The organism is Streptomyces sp. NBC_01214 (genome assembly GCF_026340975.1).
GTDB lineage: Bacteria > Actinomycetota > Actinomycetes > Streptomycetales > Streptomycetaceae > Streptomyces.
This window is the reverse complement of record NZ_JAPEOS010000002.1, coordinates 989,264-1,003,558: the sequence shown is the minus strand read 5'-3', so window position 1 is coordinate 1,003,558 and position 14,295 is coordinate 989,264. Positions and strand designations below refer to the sequence as shown.

Annotated in this window: 10 protein-coding genes; 6 read left to right on the top strand and 4 right to left on the bottom strand. The window is 72.2% G+C overall.

Annotated features, from left to right (window positions below; genetic code table 11):
• Positions 1–136: 136 nt before the first annotated feature.
• The 3 genes from OG594_RS29570 to OG594_RS29560 all read right to left on the bottom strand — a co-directional run bounded on the left by OG594_RS29570 (position 137) and on the right by OG594_RS29560 (position 3,489).
• Positions 137–940: a DUF4097 family beta strand repeat-containing protein gene (locus OG594_RS29570; protein WP_266604883.1), complete on the bottom strand. Its 804-nt coding sequence runs from the start codon at positions 938–940 to the stop codon at positions 137–139.
• Positions 941–1,026: 86 nt separating this feature from the next.
• Positions 1,027–2,013 (bottom strand): sulfurtransferase, encoded by a 987-nt coding sequence (locus OG594_RS29565; RefSeq protein ID WP_266604880.1) that lies wholly within the window; start codon positions 2,011–2,013, stop codon positions 1,027–1,029.
• Positions 2,014–2,085: 72 nt separating this feature from the next.
• On the bottom strand, positions 2,086–3,489 hold the full coding sequence (locus tag OG594_RS29560; protein ID WP_266604878.1) for a hypothetical protein: 1,404 nt from the start codon (positions 3,487–3,489) through the stop codon (positions 2,086–2,088).
• A gap of 36 nt (positions 3,490–3,525) precedes the next feature.
• On the opposite strand from OG594_RS29560, the gene OG594_RS29555 reads away from it, so the two are divergent.
• Positions 3,526–4,149 carry a hypothetical protein gene (locus tag OG594_RS29555; RefSeq protein WP_266604876.1) on the top strand — a complete coding sequence of 208 codons (624 nt, stop codon included), beginning with the start codon at positions 3,526–3,528 and terminating at the stop codon, positions 4,147–4,149.
• Between the two features lie 351 nt (positions 4,150–4,500).
• Here OG594_RS29555 and OG594_RS29550 read toward each other — a convergent pair whose 3' ends face one another.
• A complete protein-coding gene (locus tag OG594_RS29550; protein ID WP_266604874.1) occupies positions 4,501–5,199 on the bottom strand; it encodes a TetR/AcrR family transcriptional regulator in 699 nt (232 codons plus the stop codon).
• Positions 5,200–5,342: 143 nt separating this feature from the next.
• On the opposite strand from OG594_RS29550, the gene OG594_RS29545 reads away from it, so the two are divergent.
• From OG594_RS29545 to OG594_RS29525, 5 genes are all read left to right on the top strand, one after another.
• The gene (locus OG594_RS29545; RefSeq protein WP_266604872.1) at positions 5,343–7,100 is read left to right on the top strand and encodes a glycoside hydrolase family 3 protein; all 1,758 of its coding nucleotides are present in this window, start codon (positions 5,343–5,345) and stop codon (positions 7,098–7,100) included.
• 246 nt (positions 7,101–7,346) lie between these two features.
• Positions 7,347–8,087: a response regulator transcription factor gene (locus OG594_RS29540; protein ID WP_030011297.1), complete on the top strand. Its 741-nt coding sequence runs from the start codon at positions 7,347–7,349 to the stop codon at positions 8,085–8,087.
• Positions 8,084–9,175, top strand: a complete 1,092-nt coding sequence (locus OG594_RS29535; protein ID WP_266604870.1) for a HAMP domain-containing sensor histidine kinase — start codon at positions 8,084–8,086, stop codon at positions 9,173–9,175. The genes OG594_RS29540 and OG594_RS29535 overlap by 4 nt, the downstream gene beginning before the upstream one ends.
• 270 nt (positions 9,176–9,445) lie before the next feature.
• Positions 9,446–13,357, top strand: a complete 3,912-nt coding sequence (locus OG594_RS29530; protein WP_266604853.1) for a multifunctional oxoglutarate decarboxylase/oxoglutarate dehydrogenase thiamine pyrophosphate-binding subunit/dihydrolipoyllysine-residue succinyltransferase subunit — start codon at positions 9,446–9,448, stop codon at positions 13,355–13,357.
• A gap of 241 nt (positions 13,358–13,598) precedes the next feature.
• Positions 13,599–14,219 carry a hypothetical protein gene (locus OG594_RS29525; protein WP_266604851.1) on the top strand — a complete coding sequence of 207 codons (621 nt, stop codon included), beginning with the start codon at positions 13,599–13,601 and terminating at the stop codon, positions 14,217–14,219.
• Positions 14,220–14,295: the final 76 nt, after the last annotated feature.

The following is a 14,295-nucleotide window of genomic DNA, read 5'->3' as shown; positions in this document are numbered from 1 at the left end:
GCGAACGCAGCTGTCCCCCTCCCGTGGTGGTGGTTCGACAGACGAACGGGAGGTGCAGGTGGAGGTGGAGGCGGAGGTGGGCCATCGTCCGCGCCACCACCGCACGTGTCCTACGGGGGGCACGGCAAATCGGACATCAGACCGCGGAGATGTGGATGTCGCCCGAAGAGGTCTCCACCGAGATGCGGGAGGAGGCGGAGGCCTCGTCGGCGAGGGTGACGTCGCGGTCGCCGGAGTCGGTGGAGACCTTGATCCGGTACGGGGCCTGCGGGACCTTCAGGGCGACTTCGCCCGAGGTGGTCTCGGCGAGCACCGTTGACGGGGCCTTCGTGAAGTCCAGGCGGGTGTTGCCCGAGGACGAGCGGATCTCGGCGCTCGGGCCGGTCAGGCCGGTGGCGGTGATCTCGCCCGAGGAGGTTCGGACCTTCAGGGGGCCGCTGATCCGGTCGGCCGTGACCGCCCCGGAGTCGGCCTCCACCTCGGCCCCCGCGACCCCCGTCACCGCGATGGCGCCGCTGGAGCTCTCCAGCTCGACGGTGGCCGCGGCCGGTACCTCCAGTCGGTAGTCGATGTAGCAGTTCCCGGAGCAGCTGTTGCTGAAGGTCAGGACGCCTCCGGTGACCTTCTGGCCGGTCGCCGGAACGGTGTCCCCGCGGTAGTGGACGGTGCGGTGGACCGTGACTCCGGGGCCGGCCCCGGGGGTGACTTCGATCGAGCCGGACCGGGCACCCGTCACCTTCACCGCTGTGACCGCCTCGGTGACCGTGGCATCGGCGGCCGCCGTCTTGTAGGCGTCGTCCGCTAAGGCGCCGCCCGAGAAGGAGCAGCCGGCCAGGAGGAGGCCGGCTCCGAGGGCGGCGATCGTGGTGCGGGCCGTGCGGGCCGTGCGGGCCGTGCGGGCCGTGCGGGCCGTGCGGGCGGACGTGGTGTGAGAGGTCATGGACCGATTCTGGGTCGGGAGCGCGTCCCGGCCGATGGGGCACGTACCCGAACCCCCGGTGGGGCTAACCCCCCGTTCCCCGTCCGCTACGGGCCGGTGGTCACGGGGAATTCCGAGGGCGTGCCGGGCATGCCCCACTCGCTCCAGGAGCCGTCGTACACGGCGATCTCCTCGTACCCGGCGAGGTCGGCGGCCAGGGCCAGTACGCAGGCGGTCACCCCGGAGCCGCAACTGAAGTAGAGCCGGTCCCGTTCCCCCGTCAGCGCCCGGAAGACCGCGCGCAGTTCCCCGACCGGCCTCATCCGACCGGTCGGGTCCTGGAGTTCGGTGAACGGCAGGTTGACCGCGCCCGGCATGTGGCCGCCGCGCAGGCCCGGGCGGGGTTCGGGGGCGGTACCGGCGAAGCGTTCCCGCGTGCGGGCGTCGAGGACGGCCGCGGCCGGGTCGGCCAGGGCCCGCGCGACGGTGGCGCCGTCGACCAGCAGCCCCGTCCGGGGCCGGGCGGTGAACGAGCCGCGCGGGCCCCGGCCCCCCGCTACCCCTGCCGGGCCGGTGGTCGAGGTCGGCAGGCCGGCGGCGGTCCAGGCGGGCAGTCCGCCGTCGAGGACGGCGGCCCGGTCGAAGCCCATGGCGCGCAGCATCCACCAGGCGCGGGCGCTGGAGTAGACGCCGGCGCCGTCGTAGACGACGACGGTGTCCGAGTCCTCGACGCCGAGGGCGCGCATCGCCTCGGTGAATTCCGGGGCCCCGGGCATGGTGTGCGGGACGGGTGCGGTGTGGTCGGACAGGGGCCCGTCGAGGTCGAAGGGGCGGGCGCCCGGGATCCGGTCGGACGCGGCGCGGTGGGCACCGACCGAGGCGTCGAAGACGACCAGGCCGGGCGCACCCAGCCGTCCGGCGAGCCAGTCGACCCCGACGAGCGGTCCGGGAAGGGGCCCGACGGGCGCTTGCGACCGTGCCCCGGGCTCTGCCCCGGGCTCTGCCCCGGGCTCTGCCCCGGGCTCTGCCCCGGGCCGTATTGCAGGCTGTATTGCGGGCCGTGCTTCGGACGCGGCGTCCTGGGGCTGGGTCATGCGGCACCTCCGGCTGTACGACACGGGTCGCCCCATCCTCCGCCGCGGCCCGCCCCGGCTCCCCGTCCGGGGTCAGTCGCAGCCGCCCGGCCGGGCGTAGACCGCCACCCGGGCGCCGCGCACCCCGGTCATCGAGCACAGGTCGAAGCGGGCGGCCAGCTCCTCCCGCTTGACCACCTCCCGCGGGTACGGGTCCAGCGGCTGACCGGCCGGGTCCAGCAGCACGATCACCCGGGGCGAGGCCAGCAGCGCCGCACGGATCCGGTCCGGGGGCAGCTCGGTGCCCTGGAGGCTGCGCGAGGCCGCCGGGGTGCGGTCCAGGGCCACGTCGCGCAGTTCTCCGTAGAGCTCGGGCGAGGACAGCAGCCACTCGCGCCTGCGCGAGGGCGTGAACAGCACCGCGTCCCCCGGCCGGGCCCGCTCCCGGACCGCGGCGGCCACCGCGAGCACGTCGTCCTTGCGGCTCTCCGGCGTGCGCAGCCACACCGACCAGATGCCGAACGGCACCAGGAGCGCGCCCGCCAGCACCCACGGCCACCACCCGCGGGCCCGCGCGAGCCGGACCCCCGCCAGCAGGGCGAGCCCGGCCAGCGCGTAGATCACGTACCGGTCGACGTACCAGGGGTTGAACAGGGAGATCACCATCAACACCCCGGGCGGCAGCAGGACGAGCGGGAGCGCCACCCGTACGAGGTCGGGCGGAGCGCCCCGGGCGAGCAGCAGGGCCGCGGCGCCCACCACCGCGTACGCCACCCAGTCCTGCCAGCTCGGCCGCCCGAGCCAGCCGAGCTGCTGTTCGGCCTGCCGGGCGCTCACCACGGCCAGCGGCAGCAGCAGGACCACGAGGACCGCGGCGCTGCGGCGCCAGCCGCGCGAGCGCCACGCGGTGAAGGCGTGGGCGAGCAGGGCGAGCGCGGCGAACTCGTGCAGCCAGCAGCCGATCAGCAGCACCACCGTGTACGCCGGCCACCGCTCGCACAGCATCAGGTACGTCGCCCACACCACGGCGGCCGCGACCAGGGCGTACGAGCGCCCCTCCTGGGCGTACATCTGCACGGGGGGCAGTACGGCGTACGCGCAGCCCGCGAGGAGCGCGGCCCGCTCCCCCGCGAGCCGGTGGGCGACGGCGGCCACCCCGGCGGCGGCGAGGGCGGTGGCGGCGACGGAGGGCAGCCGCAGCGCCCACAGGCCGCCCTCCCACACCTGGAACACCCCGTGCACGAGTACGTAGTGCAGGCCGTGGACGGCGTCGACCCGGCCCAGCAGCTCCACGATCCCGCCGAGCGGCCGGTGGGCCACCTGCCAGGTGACGGACTCGTCGCGCCACATGCTGCCGCCCCGTTCCAGGCCCCACAGGCCGAGGAGCACGGCCAGCAGCGGCGGGAGCAGGCGCCAGGGGGCGATCCGGCTGATGTCGGCCTCCGCGTGCGGTCGGGACGGGACGGACAGGTGTCGCAACGGGTGTGCGGACTCCATACTCGGGGGTGGACCCGAGTCACTGCGGAGGTGGGTGTGCACGCGTTGAGAGCGGTGGCGGTGGCGGTGCTGAGCGCAGTGGTCCTGGCGGGCTGCGGGCCCTCGGGTGCCGCGGGCGGGGACGACCGGGCCCCGAAGCCCTCCACGGAGCCGGGCACGAGCGCGAGCGCGTCCGTGGACCCGAGCGCGGGCGCGCGTACGAGCCCGGGCGCGACCACGAGCCCGGGCGCGACCACGAGCCCGGGCGCGACCACGGGCGCGCCGGCCGACCCGACCACGAGCCCCACGGCCGGCCGGGTCCCCGCCCCCGGCGAGACCCTGCTCCGGGTCACCCGGACCGGCGGCTTCGCCGGGCAGACCCACACCCTCGTCATCAAGGGCGACGGCTCCTTCACCCGGCTAGACGCGGGGGCGGAGCCGACGGGCACCGGCAAGTTGTCCGGGGCGGAGCTCACCCGCCTGCGCACCGCCCTCCGGGAGGCCGACTTCGCCCGGCTGCCCCGGGTCGCGACCGGCGGCCCCACGATCTACGACGGCTACTCCTACGCCTTCGTCCACGACGGCCACGAGGTGGCGAGCGACCAGGGGTCCCTGCCGGAGGTCCTGACGAAGGTGCTGGACGCGCTGCCCCCGTTCACCGGCGGCACGGACGCCCCCTAAGGGCTGTCCCAAAATCCCCGGCGGGCGCACGACGACAGCTACGGCACCTCACTGCGTTGTCGGAACGCCCGAATACGCCCAGTATGAGGACGCCCCTCCGCCTTGCGATGCACCGCATCTGACGCCGTGCGCTGATCCGCCGGGGATTACGGGACAGCCCTTAGGTCGTCTCTTTTGGATCGTGTCGGCCGAGCCCGCGGCGTCCGGCGCCGTGCAGGGCAAGGCGGAGGGGCGCCCGTGTACTGGACGTACGCGGGCGCCCCGACAACCTGGGGGTCCCCCCGGACGGAGTCTGGGGGATCAGGTGCGGTGCCGGGCGTCGCGGGCCCGGCAAGACCTGAAAGAGACGACCTAGCCCGGGTCGACCCGGGGCGTGGCCGAGATGTCGCGCAGCAGCCGGTCCAGGAATCCGCGCAGCCGGGCCGGCATGTCCACGCTTCCGGGCGCCAGCACCCACTGGATCTGTAGGCCGTCCATGACGGCGAGGGTCTCCCGGCCGACGGCCTCGCAGTCGGTGTCCGGGCGCAGTTCGCCGCGTGCGACGCCCGCCTCCAGCAGTTCGACGGTGTAGCCGAGCACCCGGGCGTAGCGCTGGGTGAAGTACGCGTGGGCCGGGTGCTCCGGGTTGCCGGATTCGCCGACCAGGGTGTGGAACATCCGGACGATGCCGGGCCGCCGCTCGTTGTCGGCGGCGAGCTCCACGACGGTGGCGAAGTGGGCGGCGACCGACTCGGCGGGCGCGCTGAACAGCCGCTCGACGTCGTGCTGCTCGCTCTGGGCCAGGACCGAGAGCAGCAGGTCCTCCTTGCCGCGGAAGTGGTGCAGCAGTCCGCCCTGGGTGATCCCGCAGTCGGCGGCGATGCGGGCCAGTGAGGAGGCGTTGAAGCCCCACTGCGCGAAGTGCTCGACGGCGGTGTCGAGGATCTTCTGCCGCCGGGCGTCGCCCACCGCGTAGGTCCCCCGGGCCGAGCCCTTCGAGGCCTTCGCCCCCTTCGGCCCCGTCGGTCCCTTCGGGGCCGTCCGCCCCGTCCGCCCCGTGTCCTGTGCCATGCCGAACAGCCTAAGCCGCGGCCGTTTCCGGCCGTCCGGCCCGTGTGACCCGGCTCACTTTTCAAAAACCTAGCAGGTACGCGGTTTTCGGCCCTACCGTGGCCGTGCCGATCCGCCCGGTCACGTGCTCCAGGAGCCCCGCCATGAACGCGACGCCCGATTACCGAGACGCTGCGCTGCCCGTGGGCCGCCGCGTGGAGGACCTGCTCTCCCGGATGACCCTGGAGGAGAAGGCCGGCCAGCTCTTCCACTCGATGCTGATGATGAACGCGGACGGCACCCCGGTCACCGAGACCGACGGCTCGATGCTCCCCTTCACCACGCCCGAGCTGGTCGAGGACCGCTTCCTCACCCACTTCAACCTGCTCGGCACCTACGGGCCCCGCGAGATGGCCCGGTGGCAGAACGCCGTCCAGGAGATGGCCGCGGCCACCCGCCTCGGCATCCCGGTGACCTTCTCCACCGACCCGCGCCACGCCTTCACCGACAACGTCGGCGCGTCCTTCAACTCCGGCGCCTTCTCCGCCTGGCCGGAGGCCCTGGGCCTGGCCGCCATCGGCGACCCCGAGCTCGTCCACCGGTTCGCCGACACCGTCCGCCGCGAGTACCTCGCGGTCGGCTTCCGCGTCGCCCTGCACCCGCAGATCGACCTGGCCAGCGAGCCCCGCTGGGCCCGCCAGTCCGGCACGTTCGGCTCCGACGCCCGGCTGACGGGCGAGCTCGTGGCGGCGTACGTACGCGGCTTGCAGGGCCCGACCCTCGGGCCCGGGTCGGTGTCCGCGATGGTCAAGCACTTCCCCGGCGGCGGCCCCCAGAAGGACGGCGAGGACCCGCACTTCGCGCACGGCAAGGAGCAGGTCTATCCGGGCGGCATGCGCGAGCACCACCTGGAGCCGTTCAGGGCGGCGATCGCCGCCGGGTGCGCGCAGATGATGCCGTACTACGGCCAGCCGATCGGCACGGACTGGGAGGAGGTCGGCTTCGGCTTCAACAAGGGCGTGGTCACCGGCCTGCTCCGCGAGGAACTCGGCTTCGAGGGCATCGTCTGCGCCGACTGGGGGCTGCTCAACGACGCGACGATCTTCGGGCAGGTCCACCCGGCGCGCGCCTGGGGCCTGGAGCACCTGGGCGTGGCCGAGCGGGCGGCCCGCGCCCTGGAGGCCGGCTGCGACCAGTTCGGCGGCGAGCAGTGCCCCGAGGTGATCGTGGAGCTGGTCCGCTCGGGCCGCGTCCCGGAGTCCCGGATCGACGACTCGGTACGCCGCCTGCTGCGGGAGAAGTTCACGCTCGGCCTGTTCGAGGACCCGTACGTGGATCCGGACGCGGCGGCCGAGATCGTCGGCCGGTCCGACTTCACGGCCCTGGGGGCCGCGGCCCAGCGCCGCTCCCTCACCGTCCTGACCAACCCGGACGGCCTGCTCCCGCTCACCACGGGGCCGAAGCTGTACGTGCGGAACGTGGACCCGGCCGTCGCCGCCGGATACGGCGAGGTCGTCGACGACCCGGCCGAGGCGGATCTCGCGGTGCTGCGGCTGCGGACCCCGTACGAGCCCCGCGAGAACGTCTTCGAGTCCTACTTCCACTCGGGTTCGCTGGCCTTCCCCGAGCCCGAGCTGACCCGGATCCTGGCCCTCCTGGACCAGGTCCCGACCCTGGTCTGCATCAACCTGGAGCGGGCCGCCGTCATCCCGGAGATCGCCGGGCGCGCGGCGGCCCTGATCGCCGACTACGGGGCCTGCGACGCGGCCCTGCTGGACGTGGCCTTCGGCCGCGCCACCCCGCAGGGCCGCCTCCCCTTCGAGCTCCCGCGCTCGATGGAGGCCGTCGAGGCCTCCAGTCCCGATGTGCCGAACGACACGCTCGACCCGGTCTTCCCGCACGGCCACGGGCTGACCCTCTAGGGCACCCCGGCCACCCTCCGGGCATCCTCCGAGCACCCGCCCGGGTGCCCCGCGGAGGGCAAGAACGGCGAGGCACCTGACCGGTCTCGCCCGCCGGGTGCCGGTCCCGTGGGGGGACCGGCACCCGGTACCACACATTCCGCTTACTCCGGTCCAGCACATATGCCATGTCCGAACCCCACGTAGCCGCAGGCCGACGCCTCCTCTACGCTGCACCCCATTCACGCGGGATCTTCAGGGGCGGACATGGAACAGACACACACCACCCATCAGAGCGCCGCGGCGACACCAGGCGCCCAACGGCGTGTGCTGGTCGTCGAGGACGACCACACCATCGCCGAGGCCATCGCGGCCCGCCTGCGCGCGGAGGGCTTCCAGGTGCAGACCGCGGGCGACGGCCCCTCTGCCGTCGCGGCGGCCGAGAGCTGGCTGCCCGAGCTACTGGTCCTCGACATCATGCTGCCCGGCTTCGACGGCCTGGAGGTCTGCCGCCGGGTCCAGGCCCAGCGGCCCGTGCCGGTCCTCATGCTCACCGCGCGCGACGACGAGACCGACCTGCTGGTCGGGCTCGGGGTCGGGGCGGACGACTACATGACCAAGCCGTTCTCGATGCGCGAGCTGGCCGCCCGGGTCCACGTCCTGCTGCGGCGCGTGGAGCGGGCCACCATGGCCGCGCACACCCCGCGCGGGGCCACCCTGCGCCTGGGCGACCTGGAGATCGACCACGCGCAGCGCCGGGTCCGGGTGCACACCGAGGACGTGCACCTGACCCCCACCGAGTTCGACCTGCTGGTGTGCCTGGCCGGGACCCCGCGGGCGGTGCTCTCCCGGGAGCAGCTGCTGGCCGAGGTCTGGGACTGGGCCGACGCCTCCGGGACCCGTACCGTGGACAGCCACATCAAGGCCCTGCGCCGCAAGATCGGCGCGGAGCGGATCCGCACCGTCCACGGCGTCGGGTACGCCCTGGAGACCCCGGCCCAGGCATGAGCGGCCCGCCGAACCGGCTGCGGCAACGGCAACGGCCTCCCGTGGGGCTGCGGCCCTTCTCGCCCTTCTCGATCAAGACCAAGCTGGGCACGCTCGTCGTGGTCTCGGTCTTCATCACGACGGGCCTGCTGCTCGTGGCCCTGCGGACCGACACCGAGCTGCGGTTCATCACGGTCTTCTCGGTGATCGCCTCGATGTTGATCACCCAGTTCGTGGCGCACAGCCTGACGGCGCCGCTGGACGACATGACGACGGTGGCCCGGGCGATATCCCACGGCGACTTCACCCGGCGCGTGCGCGGGGCGGGGCGCCGCGACGAGCTGGGCGACCTGGCCTCCACCATCAATCTGATGGCGGACGACCTGGAGGCCGTGGACCGGCACCGCAAGGAGCTCGTCGCCAACGTCTCGCACGAGCTGCGCACGCCCATCGCGGCGCTGCGGGCCGTGCTGGAGAACGTGGTGGACGGGGTCTCGGCCGCCGATCCCGAGACCATGCGCACGATGCTGAAGCAGACCGAGCGGCTCGGCGGGCTCGTGGAGACCCTGCTGGACCTGTCCCGGGTGGACAACGGCGTGGTCCCGCTGCGCGCCCGCCGCTTCGAGGTGTGGCCGTACCTGTCGGGCGTGCTGAAGGAATCGCGGCTGGCGGCCGCCGGCCGACCGGGGCTCCTCTCCGGTTCGGGCGGGCACAGCCGCAACGACGTGCACCTGCACCTGGACGTCTTCCCGCCCGAGCTGTGGGCGCACGCGGACGCCGAACGGCTTCACCAGGTGGTCGCAAATCTGATCGACAACGCGGTCAAGCACAGCCCTCCGCACGGCCGGGTCACGGTCCGCGCCCGGACCGGCGACGCGCCCGGAAGCCTGGTGCTGGAGGTGCGGGACGAGGGCCCGGGCATCCCCGAGGCGGAGCGCCACCGCGTCTTCGAGCGGTTCAACCGGGGCAGCGCGCGCGGCGGCGACGGAGGCACCGGACTGGGCCTGGCGATCGCCCGCTGGGCCGTGGAGCTGCACGGAGGCCGGATCGGAGTGGCCGAATCGTCACGCGGCTGCCGCATCCTCGTCACGCTTCCGGGCAGCTCATAGGCGCCGTGTTGACGTAGGGTTCGAGTGGGAAGGACATGATCTCGGCCACACGTACCCGGGGTCCGTCAGGGGTGCGAAGCCAGGGGGCCGCAACCTCGGTGCCCCCTACCCGAACCAGGCTGGTTTCCCGCCATTCCACGTGCCGAAACCCGCCGTTCGATGTGACCTGCGCGACGTAAGTCCCGCCCGGCCTGCATGCAGCGCCCGAGGAGGCGTAGCCTTTATTCCCGCTGTCCATACCTTGTGAAGCGGAAGAGGGCGGTTGCCGCCGTGTCGCCACAGTCCCCCAGTAACTCGAGCACCACGACCGAAGCAGCAGAGGGCGGGAAGAACCCTGCCTCAGGCTTCGGCGCCAATGAGTGGCTCGTCGACGAGATCTATCAGCAGTACCTCCAGGACCCGAACTCGGTCGACCGGGCCTGGTGGGACTTTTTCGCCGACTACAAGCCGGGGGGCGCCGTCGCTCCGGTGAAGTCGGACGGTCCCCAGAAGCCCGCGACGACGGACGGCGCCTCCGCACAGGCCGCCACCACCGTCACCGCGGCGCCGCAGGTCACCGACGCCGCCGCCACGGGGGCGGCGCGCGCCGCAGCCCCTGCCCCGACACCCGGTGCGAGCGCCGGCTCCACTGGAGCGGCTGCCGCCGCGCCAGCTGCTGCGCCCGTGTCAGCTCCTGCCCCTGCTCCTGCCACCCCCTCTGGTGCCCCTGCTGTGACTGTCACCTCCCAGGCCCCGGCCGCCGCACCGGCCGCGCCCGCCCCCTCCTCCGTAGCCCCGCAGAAGGCCGCGCCCGCCACCGAGGCCCCCGAGGGCCCCCAGCTGGTGACGCTCCGCGGCCCGGCGGCTGCCGTCGCCAAGAACATGAACGCCTCCCTCGACGTGCCGACGGCCACCTCCGTCCGCGCCGTCCCGGTGAAGCTGCTGTTCGACAACCGCATCGTCATCAACAACCACCTCAAGCGCGCCCGGGGCGGGAAGATCTCCTTCACGCACCTGATCGGCTACGCGATGGTGCAGGCGATCAAGGCCATGCCGGCCATGAACTACTCCTTCGCGGAGAAGGACGGCAAGCCGACCCTGGTCAAGCCCGAGCACATCAACTTCGGTCTCGCGATCGACCTGGTGAAGCCCAACGGCGACCGCCAGCTCGTCGTCGCCGGCATCAAGAAGGCCGAGACCCTCAACTTCTTCGAGTTCTGGCAGGCCTACGAGGACATCGTCCGCCGCGCCCGCGTCGGCAAGCTGACGATGGACGACTTCACCGGCGTCACCGTCTCGCTGACCAACCCCGGCGGCCTGGGCACCGTGCACTCCGTGCCCCGCCTGATGCCCGGACAGTCGGTCATCATGGGCGTCGGCTCCATGGACTACCCCGCCGAGTTCCAGGGCACCTCGCAGGACACCCTGAACAAGCTGGGCATCTCCAAGGTCATGACCCTGACCTCGACCTACGACCACCGGGTCATCCAGGGTGCGGCCTCCGGCGAGTTCCTGCGCATCGTCGCGAACCTGCTGCTCGGCGAGAGCGACTTCTACGACTCCGTCTTCGAGTCGCTGCGCATCCCGTACGAGCCGGTCCGCTGGAACCGCGACATCGACGCCTCGCACGACGACGACGTCACGAAGGCCGCCCGCGTCTTCGAGCTGATCCACTCCTACCGGGTCCGCGGCCACGTCATGGCCGACACCGACCCGCTGGAGTACAAGCAGCGCAAGCACCCCGACCTCGACATCACCGAGCACGGCCTCACCCTGTGGGACCTGGAGCGCGAGTTCGCGGTCGGCGGCTTCTCCGGCAAGTCGATGATGAAGCTCCGCGACATCCTCGGCGTGCTGCGCGACTCGTACTGCCGCACCACCGGCGTCGAGTTCATGCACATCCAGGACCCGAAGCAGCGCCGCTGGATCCAGGACCGCATCGAGCGCCCGCACTCCAAGCCGGAGCGCGAGGAGCAGCTGCGCATCCTGCGCCGCCTGAACGCGGCGGAGGCCTTCGAGACCTTCCTGCAGACGAAGTACGTCGGCCAGAAGCGCTTCTCCCTGGAGGGCGGCGAGTCCGTCATCCCGCTGCTCGACGCCGTCATCGACTCGGCCGCCGAGGCCCGCCTCGAAGAGGTCGTCATCGGCATGGCCCACCGCGGCCGCCTGAACGTCCTGGCGAACATCGTCGGCAAGTCGTACGCGCAGATCTTCCGCGAGTTCGAGGGCAACCTCGACCCGAAGTCCATGCACGGCTCCGGCGACGTCAAGTACCACCTGGGCGCCGAGGGCACCTTCACCGGCCTGGACGGCGAGCAGATCAAGGTCTCGCTCGTCGCGAACCCCTCGCACCTGGAGGCGGTCGACCCGGTCCTGGAGGGTGTCGCCCGCGCCAAGCAGGACGTCATCAACAAGGGCGGCACGGACTTCACGGTCCTGCCCCTCGCGCTCCACGGCGACGCGGCCTTCGCGGGCCAGGGCGTCGTCGCCGAGACGCTGAACATGTCGCAGCTGCGCGGCTACCGCACCGGCGGCACCGTGCACGTGGTCATCAACAACCAGGTCGGCTTCACCGCCGCCCCGGAGTCCTCGCGTTCCTCGATGTACGCGACCGACGTGGCCCGCATGATCGAGGCGCCGATCTTCCACGTGAACGGCGACGACCCCGAGGCCGTCGTCCGGGTTGCCCGTCTGGCCTTCGAGTTCCGCCAGGCGTTCAACAAGGACGTGGTCATCGACCTCATCTGCTACCGCCGCCGCGGTCACAACGAGTCGGACAACCCGGCGTTCACGCAGCCGCTGATGTACGACCTGATCGACAAGAAGCGCTCGGTGCGCAAGCTCTACACCGAGTCCCTCATCGGTCGCGGCGACATCACGCTGGAAGAGGCCGAGCAGGCGCTCCAGGACTTCCAGGGCCAGCTGGAGAAGGTCTTCGCGGAGGTCCGCGAGGCCGCCACGCAGCCCGCGGTCGCCGCACCGGCCGCCCCGGCCCCGTCGGCCGACTTCCCGGTCGCGGTGAACACCGCGATCTCCCAGGACGTCGTCAAGCGGATCGCCGAGTCCCAGGTCACCATCCCCGAGGGCGTCACCGTCCACCCGCGCCTGCTGCCGCAGCTGCAGCGCCGCGCGGCGATGATCGACGAGGGCACCATCGACTGGGGCATGGGCGAGACCCTCGCCTTCGGCTCGCTGCTGATGGAGGGCACCCCGGTCCGACTGTCCGGCCAGGACTCCCGCCGCGGCACCTTCGGCCAGCGCCACGCGGTCCTCATCGACCGGGAGACGGGCGAGGACTACACCCCGCTCCTCTACCTGTCGGAGGACCAGGCCCGCTACAACGTCTACGACTCGCTGCTCTCCGAGTACGCGGCCATGGGCTTCGAGTACGGCTACTCGCTGGCCCGTCCGGACGCGCTGGTCCTGTGGGAGGCCCAGTTCGGTGACTTCGTCAACGGCGCGCAGACCGTCGTCGACGAGTTCATCTCCTCGGCCGAGCAGAAGTGGGGCCAGACCTCCGGCGTCACGCTGCTCCTCCCGCACGGCTACGAGGGCCAGGGCCCGGACCACTCGTCCGCGCGTCCCGAGCGCTTCCTCCAGATGTGCGCCCAGGACAACATGACGGTCGCCATGCCCACCCTCCCCTCCAACTACTTCCACCTGCTGCGCTGGCAGGTCCACAACCCGCACCACAAGCCGCTCATCGTCTTCACCCCGAAGTCGATGCTGCGTCTGAAGGCTGCGGCGTCGAAGGCGGAGGAGTTCACCAGCGGTTCGTTCCGTCCGGTCATCGGTGACAGCACCGTGGACCCGAACGCGGTCCGCAAGGTCGTCTTCTGCGCCGGCAAGGTCTACTACGACCTGGAGGCCGAGCGCGAGAAGCGCGGCATCACGGACACCGCGATCATCCGCATCGAGCGGCTGTACCCGCTCGCCGGTGCGGAGCTCCAGGCGGAGATCGCGAAGTTCCCGAACGCGGCCAAGTACATCTGGGCGCAGGAGGAGCCGGCGAACCAGGGTGCGTGGCCGTTCATCGCGCTTAACCTGATCGACCACCTCGACCTGGCGGTCGGCGCGGACGTCCCGGCGGGCGAGCGCCTGCGGCGCATCTCGCGCCCGCACGGCTCGTCCCCGGCGGTGGGCTCCGCGAAGCGCCACCAGGCGGAGCAGCAGCTGCTGCTGAACGAGGTCTTCGAGGCGTAACCCCGCCCCGATCCCAGCAGTACCGAAGGCCCGGCCCCTCATGGGGGCCGGGCCTTCCGGCTGTCATGGCCCCGGACGGCCGATGATCTTACCGATTCATGACGCCCTCCTCGTGGGACGCCCACGACTCCCCTGCTGCCCCTAGCGTGTTCGTACATCACCGAGTGCGACCGGACGGCGCGAGCCGCATCAGACACTGGTCGTCTCCGACGAACCCGAAATCTCATGAGAAAGCAGGACGATGACGGTCGAGACGCTTCCCCTCTGCGCCTACCCGGAGTGCACCAACCACCCCGAGGCGCCGACGCCCGACAACCCCCGGCCCACGTACTGCGCCCACCCGGATCACAACGCGCTGGGGGCGTTCCGCAGGTTCCGGGCGAAGCGGCAGCAGCGCAAGGACGAGAAACGTCGGGTGGCCGAGGTCAAGAAGGCGGGCAAGGACGGGTCCGGCGCTCGCGCCGACCTCGTGGCGCTCATCTCCCAGCTGTCCACGGACCTGCCTGGCTACATCGAGGAGCTCGCGATCATCACGGACTCGGCCGCGGCCGAGGAGCGCATCAAGGCCGTGACCGAGGCCGCGGCCCAGCGGGCCCTGGACGCCGAACGGCGCACCGCGCTGGCTGAGGAGGCCGCGGACATGGCCGTCGCCCAACTGGACGTGGCCAGGCACCGGTTCGAGATGGAGACGGACAAGATCCGCCAGGAGTCCGCACAGCAAGTGGCCGACGTGCAGTTCGTGCGGGCCGAGTTGGAGCGCTACCGCGAGCGGGTCGCCCAGCTGGAGGAGCGACTCGACACGATGCGCGAGGAGGCGGACGCGGCCCGCCGGGAGCGCGGCGAGCTCGCACGGCAGCCGTGAACGCCGGGTTCCGATCTCACCGTACGCAGTTCCACCTATGGCGATCTCATTTCTGCGGGCGGGGGCATCGCCCGAC